Here is a 13,606-nt window from a genome sequence, read left to right as displayed (position 1 = left end):
TGTAGTCCGTGTGAACCTCGTTTTTCTTACACCGCAATTCGAAACGAGGCGTGTCCTAATCGTTCTGTACAATCGCGTCTTCCCATTCGCGAATGAACGCGTCGCGTTTCATCTGGTCCAAATAGGTCATTAGCGCCGGATTCAGGTTGATGGTTCGCTGTGGCGCGTTTTCATCAGAACGAACCAGAGGCGGCAGAGGGAACGTTGCGGGGTCGCCGGTCGCTTCAAGTCTCAAGAGATGCCGAACGAAGTTTTGAGCACTTTGTTCATTTGAGGCATCGGTGGAAACCAAGACGGTTCGCATCATGGTTATCGGAAAATCTGAGGGAAGTATTACCATCAGCTCATTTGACGCCTCGGCCTCTTTGCGCGCGTAGCTTCCCAATACGTTGTACGCGATGATCAATTCGCCCTCTCGCAAGTCGTCGATCATTTGGCCCGAACAACAGTAGAGTTTTGCGCCCAAGCGACCCATGACTTCCATTAATCGCCAATAAGTCTCGGACGCGCGGGCGTCTTGAGTGGCGAAGAGGTAGCCCAACCCCGATAGCCTGACGTCATACGTTGCGACCCGGCCTTGAAAACGCTCAGGGTCCCCGCGCATCAGTTCGATCAGATCCTGTCGGTTGCTTGGAACGGGTAGGTCACCCATCGCGTTGCGATTGATAACGATGGCCGCCGGTTCAGACGTGAACGCGAACAACCTGTTGTGCCATTGCGCCCAATCTGGATGATCAACGTCCTCGATAGGCGCTGCAAAGCCATCGTTTGTCAGCTTCAATTGCAGGTCCATCGCGCTGGAGATCACCACGTCGAACTGCTCTGGCGACGCGCGGAAGATGAGATCAATGTCGGCGGTCCCCGTGACAAGGTACTCGACAGAGATGTCTGGTGACGCGGCAATGAAGTCTTCGATGATCGGGGCAAAGAAGGACGTGTCCGTGCTGGACAGAATGCGCAAAGGCGCAGCCTCGCTTTGACCAAATACTTGTCTGTCTTCCCAATCTTGGGTGAAGCCCGCGATTGGGGTCAGCAAAGCGATCAGAACGATAGGGTAACGCATGCGCCGCCTTCCGGTTTGTTGGTCAAAGACATGGTCCCGCCATGGGCTGCGGCAACCTCTTGAGCGATGGTCAGCCCTAGGCCGGACCCAACCTTGTTGCCCATGTTTTTGCCGCGAACAAAACGCCCAGAGAGGGTCTCGATTTCATCATCCGCAAAGCCCGGCCCCTCGTCAGAAACACTCACGGTTAGGGTCGGGGCATTTGTTACCTTCACAATGACGTCCGTTTCTGCCGGCGCATACTTCAGCGCGTTGTCGATCAGGTTGCGTAGTGCATTTTGCAGCAAGATCGCATCCCCCAGCAGCATGGCCGGACGATCTAACTTAGTGGTGAGCGTGATGTCGTTCATCTCCGCAACGGGTGTCATGCGCAAGACCAATTCATCCAGCAAGTCAGCCAAGTCAACTTCGGAGCGTTCCAGGTTTTCGGCGCGAAACGTCACCATGGCGTGGTCTAGCAGCTGCCCCGCTGCGCGGCTGCTTTCATCTATCGCGCGCACCATGGCCTGCAGTGATTTGCGATTTTCCGTGCGTTCTACCCGCTGCAATGTTGCTTCGGCATGAGAACGAACCGTTGCCAGTGGGGTTCGAATGCGATGCGCGGCTTCGGCGATAAAGTCTTCGGATTGGGTTAAGGTATGATCCAGCCGTGACATGAACGTATTCAAGGACCCAACCAAAGGTGCCATCTCCGTCGGAACGGGTTTGGCGACGGGGCTTAGATCCTGCGGGCCACGTCGTGTCACGGATGTTGCCAGTCGGCGCATTTGACCGCTGGTCGTGGACGCTGCCCAGATCGCGACAGCGGATGACATTACAAAGAAGCCCAACCCAAGCAACGCGACATTTCGTGTGCTGGCGTTCAATGTGTCGGACAATGCGTCCTGCGTTTGCGCGATGGACACAAACACATTCCGGGGGCCATCGGGCCCAATCAAAGTGCGCGACCCCGTCGCGACACGCAATGGGTCGTCGGCAAATGTCGTGCTTTCAAAATGGGTGCCATCGGATGCCAGATCGCGTGGCGACACAAGCCAGTCGTAGCCAGACAAAAGGGTCTCGTCTTCGTAGATGGCATAGTAAACCCTGTCATCCGCACCGGTGGTGAGCATTGACAAGGACGAATACGGGAAATCAAGTGCCACCCGTCCATCCTGCAGAACGGCTGTGTCCAATATGGAGGACATCGACGCGTTCAGGATGTTGTCTTGCCCTTGCTGAGCAATCTGTGCGGCCAAGATGCGAACCACGACGTATAAGATGATGGCCAACAACGCAGCCCCGCCGGTCAGGATCACCACCAACCGGTTGCGCAAGGAGCCAGAGACGTTGACCTCAGGTGTCATGCTCTAGCCTGTAACCTATTCCGCGCAGAGTCACGATCCGCACGCTAGACCCTTCCAGATGTTTGCGCAGGCGTCCGATATAGACTTCGATTGCGTTTTCGGACACGTCATCATCGTAAGAGAAAAGCCGATCCACGAGTTTTTGCTTTGAGAAGACCTGCCCCTTTGCGGTGATTAGAAGTTCTAACAATCGCAGTTCGCGGTTGCGCAGGTTGATCGCTTTGCCATGGACGTGAAGCAGACCCGAGACGGCATCGAATTCGACGTCCCCAATGGTCTGCACCGATTGGGCAGAGCCTGCGTTGCGGCGCAAAACCGCGCGGCAACGCGCCTGCAATTCGGCGTGATCAAACGGTTTGGTCAGATAATCATCCGCCCCCAAATCCAGCAAACTGATTCTGTCGGACACCTGACTGCGTGCGGTCAAAACAATCACGGGTGTTAGGTTTTTACGGGCGCGATGTTGTTTTAGAAAGCTTCGTCCATCGCCGTCCGGCAACATAATATCCAGCAAGATCAGATCATAGTCAGCGGTGTCAGAAAAGGCGACCGCTTCGGCAATTTTTGCAGCGTGATCAACAGTATGACCATCCAAGCGGATGCGTGAGGCCACGGCATCAGCCAGTTCTAAATTGTCTTCTACAAGAAGGAACTTCATCGCTGGCGTTATACCTTTTTGGTGCATGACAGGTTTGTGTCAGGTTGCTGTGTTTAGCTTTTCAAACGGTGCCGTGAGGAGAACGGCTACCAAATGGGAGACTAAAATGACAACTTTGAAATTGGGCCGCCGTGCCCTGATCGCGACTGCGGTCGCAACACTCGGGCTTGGAACACCAGCCTTCGCAGACGGGCACCAGGTGCTCGATGAGATCCATTTCATCATTCCAGGCGGCGCTGGCGGCGGCTGGGACGGCACAGCACGCGGCACAGGCGAAGCCCTGACAGAATCCGGCCTTGTCGGAACGGCGTCTTACGAAAACATGTCTGGCGGCGGCGGTGGTGTTGCGATCGGTTACATGATCGAAAACGCAGAAAGCCTTGAAGGCACCTTGATGGTGAACTCGACGCCCATCGTTATCCGCTCGCTCACAGGTGTGTTCCCGCATAACTTCCGCGATCTGACTCTGGTTGCCGGCACAATTGGCGATTACGCGGCGATTGTTGTTCCCGCAGGCAGCGACATTTCCAGCATGGAAGATTTCCTTGCCGTTTATGACGCTGATCCGGCTGGCACACCCATCGGTGGCGGTTCTGTTCCAGGCGGTATGGATCACCTTGTTGCAGCCATGGTTATGGAGGCATCCGGTCGTGACGCGCTTGGTGTGAACTACATTCCATACGACGCTGGTGGCACCGCAATGGCAGCTTTGCTGTCAGGCGAAATTAAGGCTCTGTCGACCGGTTTCTCCGAAGCTGTCGATCTGGCCAACCAAGGCGAAGTTAAGATCATCGGTGTGACGTCTGAGGACCGCGTTGACGCGGCACCAGAGGCCATGACCATGATGGAGCAGGGCATCGACACCTTCTTCGTAAACTGGCGTGGCTTCTTTGGCGCTCCGGGCATGTCCGACGAAAAGTTGGCGGAATACCAAACGGCTATCGCAGCGATGTATGAAACCGAAGAGTGGGAAACTGTCCGCGCACGTAACGGCTGGGTCAACATTCACAACTCAGGTGATGAGTTCCGCACCTTCCTTGAAGAGCAGGAAACCGTAATTGGTGATCTGATGACGAAATTGGGCTTCCTCTAGAAACCCTCGAAACGTCAAAGAGGCGGAGCGTTCAGGCGCTCCGCCTTATCGAACTACAATTCTTGGGGAGGGGTTTCGAATGGCTTTGGATCGCTGGATCGCACTTATTCTTTTGGGCATCTGTATCGTCTATGGATACACCGCATGGTTCACCATGGATGCCGGCCTTGCGCCGTTCATGCGGCGAAACCCTGTCTGGCCGAGCAGTTTCCCCAAAGTTTTGTCCGTCTTGGGCATCGCCGCCTCGTTCATCATCCTGACTGGACTTGAGAAGAGCGAAGAAAAGATCGGCGAAATCGATCACCGCCGTCTGACTGATTACTTCCTCGGACAAGCGCTTTTGCTGTTGAGCCTGATGGTCGTTTACGCCCTTTGCTTGCGCCCACTCGGGTTTCTATTCTCGACGTCGGCATTCCTTATCATTGGTTCGTTCATCTTGGGCGAACGCAAATGGCACGTGATGATCCCCGTTGCGCTGATTGCAACCGGATCCGTCTGGTATCTGGTTCAAGAAGTGCTCGGCATCTTCTTGCGCCCCCTGCCAATGTTCATGGGAGTTTGACATGCTTGAAGGTATCCTGATTGGCCTGCAAACGGCCCTGTCCTTACAAAACCTGTTGGTCGTCATTGGTGGGTGCCTAATCGGTACATTCATTGGCATGTTGCCCGGCCTCGGGCCCATGTCGATCATCGCTATCATGATCCCCGTGGCGATCACGATGGGCGATCCATCCGCCGCGCTGATCCTTCTGGCGGGCGTTTACTACGGGGCGATTTTTGGCGGCTCGACGTCTTCCATCCTGCTCAATGCGCCCGGCGTCGCAGGCACAGTGGCTTCGTCCTTTGATGGCTACCCGATGGCGCAGCAAGGCAAAGCAGGTAAGGCGCTGACCATTGCCGCCATCGCCAGCTTTGCGGGCGGCACAATTGGCGCGATCCTGTTGATGATCTTCGCACCCATGCTGTCGACCGTTGCACTGCTCTTCCACTCGCCAGAGTACTTCGCGCTCATGGTTGTGGGCTTGTCGGCCATTGCGGCTTTTGCGGGCCCCGGCCAGGTGACCAAAGCACTCCTGATGACGATCCTCGGTCTGATCATGGCGACCGTCGGGGAAGGCGCGCTGTTCAACATGCCCCGTTTCACCGCTGGGATCATGGATCTGCAATCGGGTTTCGGTTTCATTACGCTGGCCATGGCCATGTTTGCCTTGCCCGAAGCGATTTTTCTTGTGTTGAAACCAAAGAACCTCGGGGATGACGGCGGCGAAATCAAAGACCTGCGCATCACCCGTGCCGAAGCCCGCGCAATTGCGCCCGTGATTGGTCGTCAATCCGTTCAAGGGTTCTTCATCGGCGTTCTGCCGGGGGCAGGTGCAACAATCGCCTCGTTCCTTGGCTATGCCGTCGAGCGCAACATCGCACCGAAACATGAGCAAGAAGAGTTTGGCAAAGGGTCGATCAAAGGACTTGCCGCACCGGAAACCGCCAATAACGCGGCCTGCACTGGGTCTTTTGTACCCCTCTTGACGCTTGGCATTCCCGGATCAGGTACAACTGCCATTCTGCTGGGTGCGCTGATCGCTTTGAACGTCACACCCGGACCGCGCCTGATGATCGACGAACCACAGATTTTCTGGGCAGTCATTATGTCGATGTTCATCGGCAATCTGGTGCTGTTGGTCCTCAACCTGCCTTTGATCCCCTACATCGCCAAACTGCTGGCCATTCCGCGCAATTTCCTGATCCCGTTCATCTTGTTCTTCACCCTAATGGGCGCCTACATCGGTCAGAACAACGCGACAGAACTGCTTATGCTTGTCGGGTTCGGTATTTGCGGCATTGCACTGAAATTCGCCAATTATCCACTGCCGCCACTTCTGATTGGGTTCATCCTTGGCGGCATGATGGAGGACAACTTCTCGCGGTCCATGCAGCTCTATGGTGGAGTGTCCTTCGTCTTGGAGCGGCCTATGACGCTTGGACTATTGTTGATCGCTGCGGCTTTGATCATCGTCCCCGTCCTGCGTACACGCCTTGCAAAGTGAACTCTGTATCTCTGGGGGCGGCCAGGCTTAGCAAAGGTAGGTGCCAGTGAAATCTGCGGCGATTCTGCTTCCTGGCCCCGCGATTGCAGCACGGCAGCGCTGAAGTCGAGGATGAATGTCGGCTTAGGGCCGTGAGTGGTGCCGGCATTTCTTCAGTAGAGGCGAGATGCAGCACCGCCTTGGACGTCCGCTCAGCGCTAAATCTCCAAGGTCAACGAATGGCTGCCTGCTGGCTACCGCGTGATTTTCCAGACTGGCCTCATAAAAAACCCGAGAATGCGCCGAACTCCTTAAAAGCATGTTGTCAGCCATTCACAAAATTCCGCTGAGGCGCGTTTCTCAGATGAGGCTGAGTTCCGCTGGATGACGTAGTGAGACTGACCGTTTGAGACAGGCTCCCCGACAATCCTGATTGGTCTTCCTGCCTCGATCGCTTGTTGTGCAAACCTTTCGAACATAATGGCGCACCCGTTTTCGGCGGCGGCCAGTTCACAGGCTGCGACAGAGGTATCAACAACGATACGCGGGGAAACGACGCCCGTTGGCAGACCATTGGCCGAGAGATAGCGGGCCCAATGGTCATCAAAACCCAGAACATGGACCTTTTCGCACTGCATCAAATCCACAGGCGTAAGGATGTTTGCTGAAGTGCGCGCGCCGCAAACGGGAACGATTCTTTCTTCCGAGAGCTTCACCATACGGTGGTCGGATTGGTTTTGTGCAGCTAGCACAATCTCGACATCTACGGGGTGTTTTTCCATCTCGTTTTGCCAAAGCGACGTCACCAGTTTGATCCCAGTGTTTGGGTATTTGTCCTGAAAGTCAGACACCCTCGCTGACAACCAGATGATCATTGCCGCAGAGGCCCGCACGACGATCGTGGTTCGCAGCTCCGGCCCAAAGAGCCCGCTGGTCGAGAAGTCAATATGTTCAAGTGCATCGCGAACCGAGATCAAATAGGCTTGTCCGATCTCTGTCAGCTGCAGGCTTCTGGCACGCCGAATGAACAAGTTTTGTCCCAACTTGGTCTCTAACGCCTTGATGTGTTGGCTAACGGCAGTTTGGGTCAGGCCCAAATCGTGGCTTGCGGCTGTGAAACTTAGATGGCGCGCGGCGGCGTCGAAAGTTCTCAGCCAATTCAGATTGAGGTTCTGCTTCATCCGATTAGCATAAGTTATTTATGTTCATCGAGGGAAATAGTTTCGTTTATCTTCTGGAATTTTCAAGTCTACCAATGGAAAACACCCACCCGAGCACCCACCGATTTTTTTTAGGAGAGCACTATGTCAAAGGCCGATCTTGGAGCTGAAACAGACATGGCCCTGAACCTTGTCGATCTTGCACGCTATCCAATTGCTGATCTGGACTCAGGTGCGGGGGCTGCGTTTCTGAAGGAATGTCAGGATCATATGGATACCCACGGCTGGTGCAACCTTGATGGTTTCATCCGCCCGGATGCACTTACTGCCCTTGAAGATGAAGCCAGCAACCTGCTGCCGAGTGCGGAGGTTCTGACCATCAAGCGAAACATCTATCAAGGGGCGATTGATCCTTCTCTGCCCGAAGATGATCCTCGACGTCGCGAATATACTCATGTCGCAACCCAGTTGGCCGATGACCAATTGCCCGCAGAGACGCTCATCCAGCAGCTTTATAGGTCTGATCTCCTGACGGATTTTGTGCGGCGCGTGCAAAAGAAGTCCGTGCTTTATCGTTGCGCGGATGAGTTTCAGGCCTTGAACGTTGTGGCGCTTCACCCCGGGAGTTGGCACGCATGGCATTATGATACGACGGAATGCACCGTTACGCTGCTCTTGAAAGCGGCTGAAAGCGGCGGCGACTTCGCCTTCCTGCCCAATTCCCGCACCGACGAGAGCGAAGACCGCGACGCCGTGGATCGCCTGCTGGCGGGGGACATGTCGCACGCACAAAAGTTCGATCGGGGCGCAGGGACATTCACCTTGTTCCGTGGCGGGTATTCCCTACATGGCGTCACCGAAGTCTTTGGCACACATCCCAGAATTACGGCGATTATGACCTATGATGAACAGATGGGCCGTGTCATCAGTGACGACATCAACGTGCGCATCTATGGCAAACGTGTCGAAAAAATTCTGGCAGACCGCAAAGCTGCGTTGGCGCAGGCATAAAAGGACAAATCTCGATGAAAACTGCTCTCCTCGTTATTGATGTGCAAATGGCGCTTGCCCATGAAGACGCTGCCGGTGCCGCGCGATCCTGCCCGCAAGCCTCCGAAAACATTGCGCGGTTGCTGTCACAGTTCCGCGCGTCCGGCGACAAGATCGTCCATGTCCACCACCACGGCACAGATGCGGACGACCCGTTTCATCCAGACGCACCAGGCGCTGCTGTTCAGCCATTTGCAGCCCCTAAGGGCGGCGAACAAGTGATCATCAAACATGTCTCAAGCGCGTTTGGCGGTACCACGCTGCAATCAGATTTTCGGGATGCGGGCATTGAACGCGTGGTCATTTGTGGCGCAACGGCCAATCATTGCGCTGAATCCGCGGCACGATCTGCCAGCAGTCTCGGGTTTGATATGATCTATGCCTCCGATGCTGTGTGGGCCTATGGCGCGACCGGCCCCGACGGGGTTGCCCATTCTGCCGAGCAAATCCACTCGGTGACGCTCGCAAATCTTCATGGCGAATTTGGCGCGGTTCAATCGACTGAAGAGATCCTCTCTGCTGTCTAATCAACACACATCGGCAGCCGTTTGCCAAATTTCAGGAGACGAACCATGCGAATTGGCTTTATCGGGCTTGGCACGATGGGTGGGGCGGCGGCCCTGAATTTGATCAAGAGCGGGCATCAGTTGGCCGTATGTGATTTGGACCCCGCACGCGCGTTGCGACACCTTGAACTTGGGGCGGTTTGGGCGGGCACGCCAGCGGATGCCGCCAAGGATGCCGACATCGTCTTCACGATGGTTTTTGGCCCTAAGCAGATCGAACAGGTGGTGCGCGGTGAAAACGGTCTTCTCTCAGCGATGGGGGCTGGGCAGGTTTGGGTCGATATGACCACCAATCAACCCAACCTCGCGCGCGAACTTGGCGGTGAACTTGCCGCAAAAGGCGTCCAAGCCGTCGATGCGCCGGTTTCTGGGGCCGTTGATGGGGCCCGCACCGGTAACATGCCTCAATTTGCGGGTGGCGACGAAGAGACCATCGCGCGCATCCGCCCCGTGATGGAACTGATGGGACCGATGCATTACATGGGCGAAAGTGGCAGCGGATCAATTACCAAACTGGCCAGCAACCAACTTTGGGCCATTCACGCCACGGCGATGGGCGAAGCACTGGTCATGGCCGTGAAATCCGGCGTTGAACTGTCCCGCGCATGGGAGGCCCTAAAGATCGGGGCCAGTGAAAGCTGGTGCATGCACCACGACGCCCCTTCGGTCTTTGCCGGGCATTACGATCCGTCCTTCACGCTAGACCTGTGCCAAAAGGATCTGGGGCTTATAGTCGAGGCCTGTGATGATGCAGGGACACCGGCCCCGGCTACCCGATTGGTTTGCGCCCAATTTGAGAAAGCCCGAGAGACATATGGCGGCGACAAAGGCGAGCTGCATGTGGTCAAACTCGAAGAAGATGCCGCCGGCGTCTCACTGCGTCTTGATGGCGATTGGGTGCCGCATTGGGAGAAGTAGCCAGAGAGGTGCCTCCAAATCGTTTGATTGGGGACTTAGGAGCATCTCCAGCAAAAGATCACCAAGTCCATAGTTCCGGCAAGCTCCGCCATGGGCAGCGACTGACCATGAGGAATCTACGTTTAGATCAGTCAAAAGTAGCTAGTTCACAAGCTGTCTCCAGCAAGTCATTGGTGCCTGATCGCCAGCTCTTACAAAATCATCGCAGGCGAAAAACAATGCGTTGTTCGCACCCGCAAGGTAACTCACGGCATTGAGCGAAACGAAGCCAACCAACAGCCATATCAACAGCCGCCTGTCTTTTATTTCCATAGCTTCCTGAGCCGACACGCTGAGCAAGATGAAGCCGACGTAGGGGATCGACAACAATGCGCCCCATTCCAATAGATCGACCAACCACGGGAGCGTGGTTTGCCAAAGTGCGCTGGTCATCAGCACAGTCGGCGTAGCGAGCAGGATAACGCCCCACCAAGTGGCGTAGCTTTCGCCTTCTTTGGTGCGCCTAACGACCAGCGCCCCGAACAGAGCGGCCAAAGACACAATCCAAAGGGTCATCAAGTCGGCGTAAAAGATTTCCCCGTATGCACCGAGGTTGAAACTGACCTGCCAAGAGGCGAGGGCCAGCGCGATCGTCGCGAGATAGAAGGCACCCGCCTCGTTACTGTTGAAGGGTTTAGTCATAGGTCAGCTCAATGGCGTCCGTGGCTGCCAAAGACTGGCAGGAAAGGATCGCGCCGTCGTCGATGTCTTTGTCCTCAAGCGCCATGTAGGCACGCATGTGGACCTCGCCTTTGATAAGCTTGGCTTTGCACGATCCGCAAACACCGGACTGGCAGGAAAACGGCGGCTTTAGTCCGGCGGCTTTGACAGCTTCGAGCACCGTTTGCCCCTTGGTAATGGCAACGTTCTGGGTCTGGCCGTACAGGGTCACTTGGGCCGTGGCGGCCATGCTTTCGACGCTGGTATCCAGTTTCGCCGATCCGCCATAGCTTTCCATGTGGATTCGATCCACTGGCACGTCGAGCGACATGAGCGCCGCCTTGACAGCTCCGTTCATTCCGCCCGGCCCACAGACATAATACTGCGCGTCCTGTGCGTAGGGCGGGTTTTCTGCGATCAACGCCTCGATCGCGGGTTTGTCGATGTAGCCGTTGCGCCAATACTCAGCCGAAGACCACCAGCCGGGTTTGGTGAAGACATGGTGGATCGACATGCGATCCGGATTTGCCTGCCAAATAGCGTTCAACTCATCCTCTAGCAGGATCGAATTCTCGTTGTGGTTGCCATAGGCCAGATGCGCGAAGGAGTTTGGTTCCGCCGCCATGACCGAGGTCAGCATTGCATAAAGCGGGGTGATGCCGGATCCCGCGCCAAAGAAGTAGTGAGTGCGTCGTTTGGTGCCACCGGGGGCGAGCGTGAAGGTGCCGTTTGGCGCGGCGGCCTCGATCACGTCGCCTGCCTTGATCGTGTCATTGATGACGTTAGACACCAATCCGTCTTTCACACGCTTCACACAGATGCGCAGACCATCTTCGGTGTGCGGAGAGGCCGAGATCGAATAGCTGCGCCGCACTTCTTCGCCATTGATGACCAGCCGGATCGGCAGATGTTGCCCCGCCGTCCAATCCCAATCGGGGGCGTCAAAAACCACGGTCTTGGCCAGGCCGCCGATTTCTTCACGGGTTTCGCGGACGGTGAGAGGGGTATATTCGCCGCTCATTTGACCTCTCCCAACCATTCCAGCACGACTTTCTGGTGATCCACCACAGGGCTTTCGCCTTTACCCGCTGGGCCGGTTTCAAAGAATGGTGACTTCAGGGATGCCTGCTGTTGCTCGCAGGCATAGATATCCTCTGCCGTGAAGTCACCACTGACCATCGGGTCGTTGTCGTCCATCGCGTCGTAATCGGCATATTTTCCGCTAAGGCCGAATTTGGTCCAGAAATAGGAAGACCGCATGGATTGCTTGGCAAATTCCCAGCCCGACGACTCCGAAACACGGCCACGGTTGGAAACGCGGGTCAACTCGGGGCCGAGCGGTTCGATGATGAACACGTTCCAACCATCTTCAGACGCGGCAAGGCCGATCCCGGGCCAAAGCATCGGCACCCACGCGCCGTTCATGTCTTCTGGGATCACACGCGGCGCGATCAGTTTCTTTTCCTGGTCCGCAGCGAAACTTTCGACAGGGGGTTCCCAGAACATATAGTGCGGGCCTTCCCAGTGGAATTTTGCAGCCTTATGATCATACATCTGAAGCGTGCCGGAATGCAGATGGCTTAGGTGATAAACGTCGATGTAATTCTCGACGACCACTTTCCAGTTCGCCTTGATTTCGTAGCTTTGGTTAAGTTCTTCGTACTCAACAAGGTCTTCGGGAACATGCGGGCCGATATGCGCCTCGACCGGCCCAAACCATTCTGTGATCGACGGTGCGTCAGGGTCTGGATGCACGAAGAGCATGGATTTCCAGATGTCGACCTTTGCAGGCTTCAGCCCAAGGCATGATTTGTCGACCTTGCCAAACTCTTCTTCCTCCTCGGGCACCGAAACCAGATTGCCCTCAAGGTCATAGGTCCAGTCGTGATAGGGACAGGTCAACGCCTTTTGGGTCTTGCCGACCGCTCGGATCAGTTGCGTTCCGCGATGACGGCAAATATTGTGAAAGGCCCGCAGGCGACGGTCACGGCCCATAACGATGAAAATATTGTTCAGCCCCGCCTGCACGGTGATGTATTGGCCCGGTTCAGAGACGTCTTCCATAAAGCCCGCATAGCGCCAGGTCTTTGAAAAGATGTCGCGTTGTTCGCGGTCGAACCACTCTTGCCTCGTGTAGGCCTCAACCGGCAACAGATGTAGCATATTGGTCATGTGAACTGCTCCTTAGGCCATGCTTGGGAAGAAATCGGCGGCGACCATCACTAGGCCAAGAACCAGCCATGCAATCTGGATCAACCAGAACAGGACCGGGTCTTCATCGCGGGTGACATTCGACAGCAGGAATGCGTAGCCGGAATAGAAGTTCGGGATCGTCCAGTAGAGAAACAACACCCCCCAGAGCGATTGATAGCCCATGGCCGTCGCAGCCATCAGCAACGCGAAGGATACGTAGTTCAACATGCGTGATTGAGACATTTTGGTTCTTTCAGGTTTTTCAAAAGTTTAAGTGCGTTCTCTCGCGCGTTCGTTTTCCATGTTCCTGACATGGCGAGCGGCGATAGTGACATCACGTTGAAGTAGAGCGCCGCGATGCCTTGGGCCGACTGATCACAAGTGGATTGATCTGCACGGGGTTGCTCGGCTTTGATCGCTTGCGCAATCCTGGCCTCAAATTGTGAGATGGAGGCCCGACACGCGGTCCTGAGGTCTATGTCATCCGCTGATCGAGCCGTCAGAGCGGCAAATGCCAGGGTCAGTTCAGGGTCCGTGCCGCCCGCGTCCGAGAATAGAATGTCGATGAGGGCCATCGCAGGTTCATCATCTGGCAAAGCAGACGCCAGTGCGTCGGTTTGATCGCGGAACGCTTTAAGAACATAGTCTTGAAGGGATTTCAGAATGTCATCGCGGTTTCCCAGATGGTGGCGGATCGAGGGGCGGGATAGCCCCGCCTCCTCAGCAATCGCCGCCAACGTCGCCCCTTCAATTCCGAACCGTGCCACACAATGCACCAACGCCTGCATGACCTGTTCATATCTTTCATCTCGGTTCGACGGGCGTCCGACCATGAT

General features: G+C 55.7%; 15 protein-coding genes. 6 read left to right on the top strand and 9 right to left on the bottom strand.

All coding sequences use genetic code 11. The features are described from left to right. Window positions 1-55: 55 nt before the first annotated feature. Genes OCA8868_RS04095 through OCA8868_RS04085 form a run of 3 tightly spaced genes read right to left on the bottom strand, consistent with a single transcriptional unit; the run spans window position 56 to window position 3,067 of the window. Window positions 56-1,063, bottom strand: a complete 1,008-nt coding sequence (locus OCA8868_RS04095) for an ABC transporter substrate-binding protein (protein ID WP_093995234.1) — start codon at window positions 1,061-1,063, stop codon at window positions 56-58. Further along, a complete protein-coding gene (locus tag OCA8868_RS04090) occupies window positions 1,042-2,409 on the bottom strand; it encodes a sensor histidine kinase (protein ID WP_093995233.1) in 1,368 nt (455 codons plus the stop codon). Before OCA8868_RS04090 ends, OCA8868_RS04095 begins: the two co-directional genes overlap by 22 nt. Next, complete coding sequence (locus OCA8868_RS04085) at window positions 2,399-3,067, bottom strand: response regulator (RefSeq protein ID WP_093995525.1); 669 nt, start codon at window positions 3,065-3,067, stop codon at window positions 2,399-2,401. Before OCA8868_RS04085 ends, OCA8868_RS04090 begins: the two co-directional genes overlap by 11 nt. A 106-nt stretch (window positions 3,068-3,173) precedes the next feature. On the opposite strand from OCA8868_RS04085, the gene OCA8868_RS04080 reads away from it, so the two are divergent. The 3 genes from OCA8868_RS04080 (at window position 3,174) to OCA8868_RS04070 (ending at window position 6,205) form a co-directional block, all read left to right on the top strand. Next, complete coding sequence (locus tag OCA8868_RS04080; protein ID WP_093995232.1) at window positions 3,174-4,160, top strand: Bug family tripartite tricarboxylate transporter substrate binding protein; 987 nt, start codon at window positions 3,174-3,176, stop codon at window positions 4,158-4,160. Window positions 4,161-4,239: 79 nt separating this feature from the next. Beyond that, entirely contained in the window at window positions 4,240-4,722 is a 483-nt protein-coding gene (locus tag OCA8868_RS04075; RefSeq protein ID WP_093995231.1) for a tripartite tricarboxylate transporter TctB family protein, read from the top strand. 1 nt (window position 4,723) lies between these two features. Then, complete coding sequence (locus OCA8868_RS04070; RefSeq protein WP_093995230.1) at window positions 4,724-6,205, top strand: tripartite tricarboxylate transporter permease; 1,482 nt, start codon at window positions 4,724-4,726, stop codon at window positions 6,203-6,205. A 290-nt stretch (window positions 6,206-6,495) separates the two neighbouring features. On the opposite strand, the gene OCA8868_RS04065 is transcribed toward OCA8868_RS04070, so the two are convergent. Next, complete coding sequence (locus tag OCA8868_RS04065) at window positions 6,496-7,365, bottom strand: LysR family transcriptional regulator (RefSeq protein WP_093995229.1); 870 nt, start codon at window positions 7,363-7,365, stop codon at window positions 6,496-6,498. A 123-nt stretch (window positions 7,366-7,488) separates the two neighbouring features. Here OCA8868_RS04065 and OCA8868_RS04060 point away from each other — a divergent pair, with 123 nt between their 5' ends. From OCA8868_RS04060 to OCA8868_RS04050, 3 genes are read left to right on the top strand one after another with little or no spacing between them, the layout of a single operon-like run. After that, a complete protein-coding gene (locus OCA8868_RS04060; RefSeq protein WP_093995228.1) occupies window positions 7,489-8,355 on the top strand; it encodes a HalD/BesD family halogenase in 867 nt (288 codons plus the stop codon). 14 nt (window positions 8,356-8,369) lie between these two features. Next, on the top strand, window positions 8,370-8,921 hold the full coding sequence (locus OCA8868_RS04055) for an isochorismatase family protein (RefSeq protein ID WP_093995227.1): 552 nt from the start codon (window positions 8,370-8,372) through the stop codon (window positions 8,919-8,921). 45 nt (window positions 8,922-8,966) lie between these two features. Beyond that, window positions 8,967-9,878 (top strand): NAD(P)-dependent oxidoreductase, encoded by a 912-nt coding sequence (locus tag OCA8868_RS04050; RefSeq protein ID WP_093995226.1) that lies wholly within the window; start codon window positions 8,967-8,969, stop codon window positions 9,876-9,878. Window positions 9,879-10,019: 141 nt separating this feature from the next. On the opposite strand, the gene OCA8868_RS04045 is transcribed toward OCA8868_RS04050, so the two are convergent. Genes OCA8868_RS04045 through OCA8868_RS04025 form a run of 5 tightly spaced genes read right to left on the bottom strand, consistent with a single transcriptional unit; the run spans window position 10,020 to window position 13,603 of the window. Next, window positions 10,020-10,559 carry a hypothetical protein gene (locus OCA8868_RS04045; protein ID WP_093995225.1) on the bottom strand — a complete coding sequence of 180 codons (540 nt, stop codon included), beginning with the start codon at window positions 10,557-10,559 and terminating at the stop codon, window positions 10,020-10,022. Beyond that, entirely contained in the window at window positions 10,552-11,598 is a 1,047-nt protein-coding gene (locus tag OCA8868_RS04040; protein ID WP_179214767.1) for a ferredoxin--NADP reductase, read from the bottom strand. The genes OCA8868_RS04045 and OCA8868_RS04040 overlap by 8 nt, the downstream gene beginning before the upstream one ends. Further along, window positions 11,595-12,749, bottom strand: a complete 1,155-nt coding sequence (locus OCA8868_RS04035; protein WP_093995223.1) for an aromatic ring-hydroxylating oxygenase subunit alpha — start codon at window positions 12,747-12,749, stop codon at window positions 11,595-11,597. Before OCA8868_RS04035 ends, OCA8868_RS04040 begins: the two co-directional genes overlap by 4 nt. Window positions 12,750-12,761: 12 nt before the next feature. Next, on the bottom strand, window positions 12,762-13,013 hold the full coding sequence (locus OCA8868_RS04030) for a hypothetical protein (RefSeq protein ID WP_143849494.1): 252 nt from the start codon (window positions 13,011-13,013) through the stop codon (window positions 12,762-12,764). Continuing rightward, a complete protein-coding gene (locus OCA8868_RS04025) occupies window positions 12,992-13,603 on the bottom strand; it encodes a TetR/AcrR family transcriptional regulator (RefSeq protein ID WP_093995221.1) in 612 nt (203 codons plus the stop codon). Before OCA8868_RS04025 ends, OCA8868_RS04030 begins: the two co-directional genes overlap by 22 nt. Window positions 13,604-13,606: the final 3 nt, after the last annotated feature.

Source organism: Octadecabacter ascidiaceicola, assembly GCF_900185015.1.
Classification (GTDB): domain Bacteria; phylum Pseudomonadota; class Alphaproteobacteria; order Rhodobacterales; family Rhodobacteraceae; genus Octadecabacter; species Octadecabacter ascidiaceicola.
Note: the sequence above shows the minus strand (reverse complement) of the source record. Positions and strands in the feature narration are given on the sequence as shown.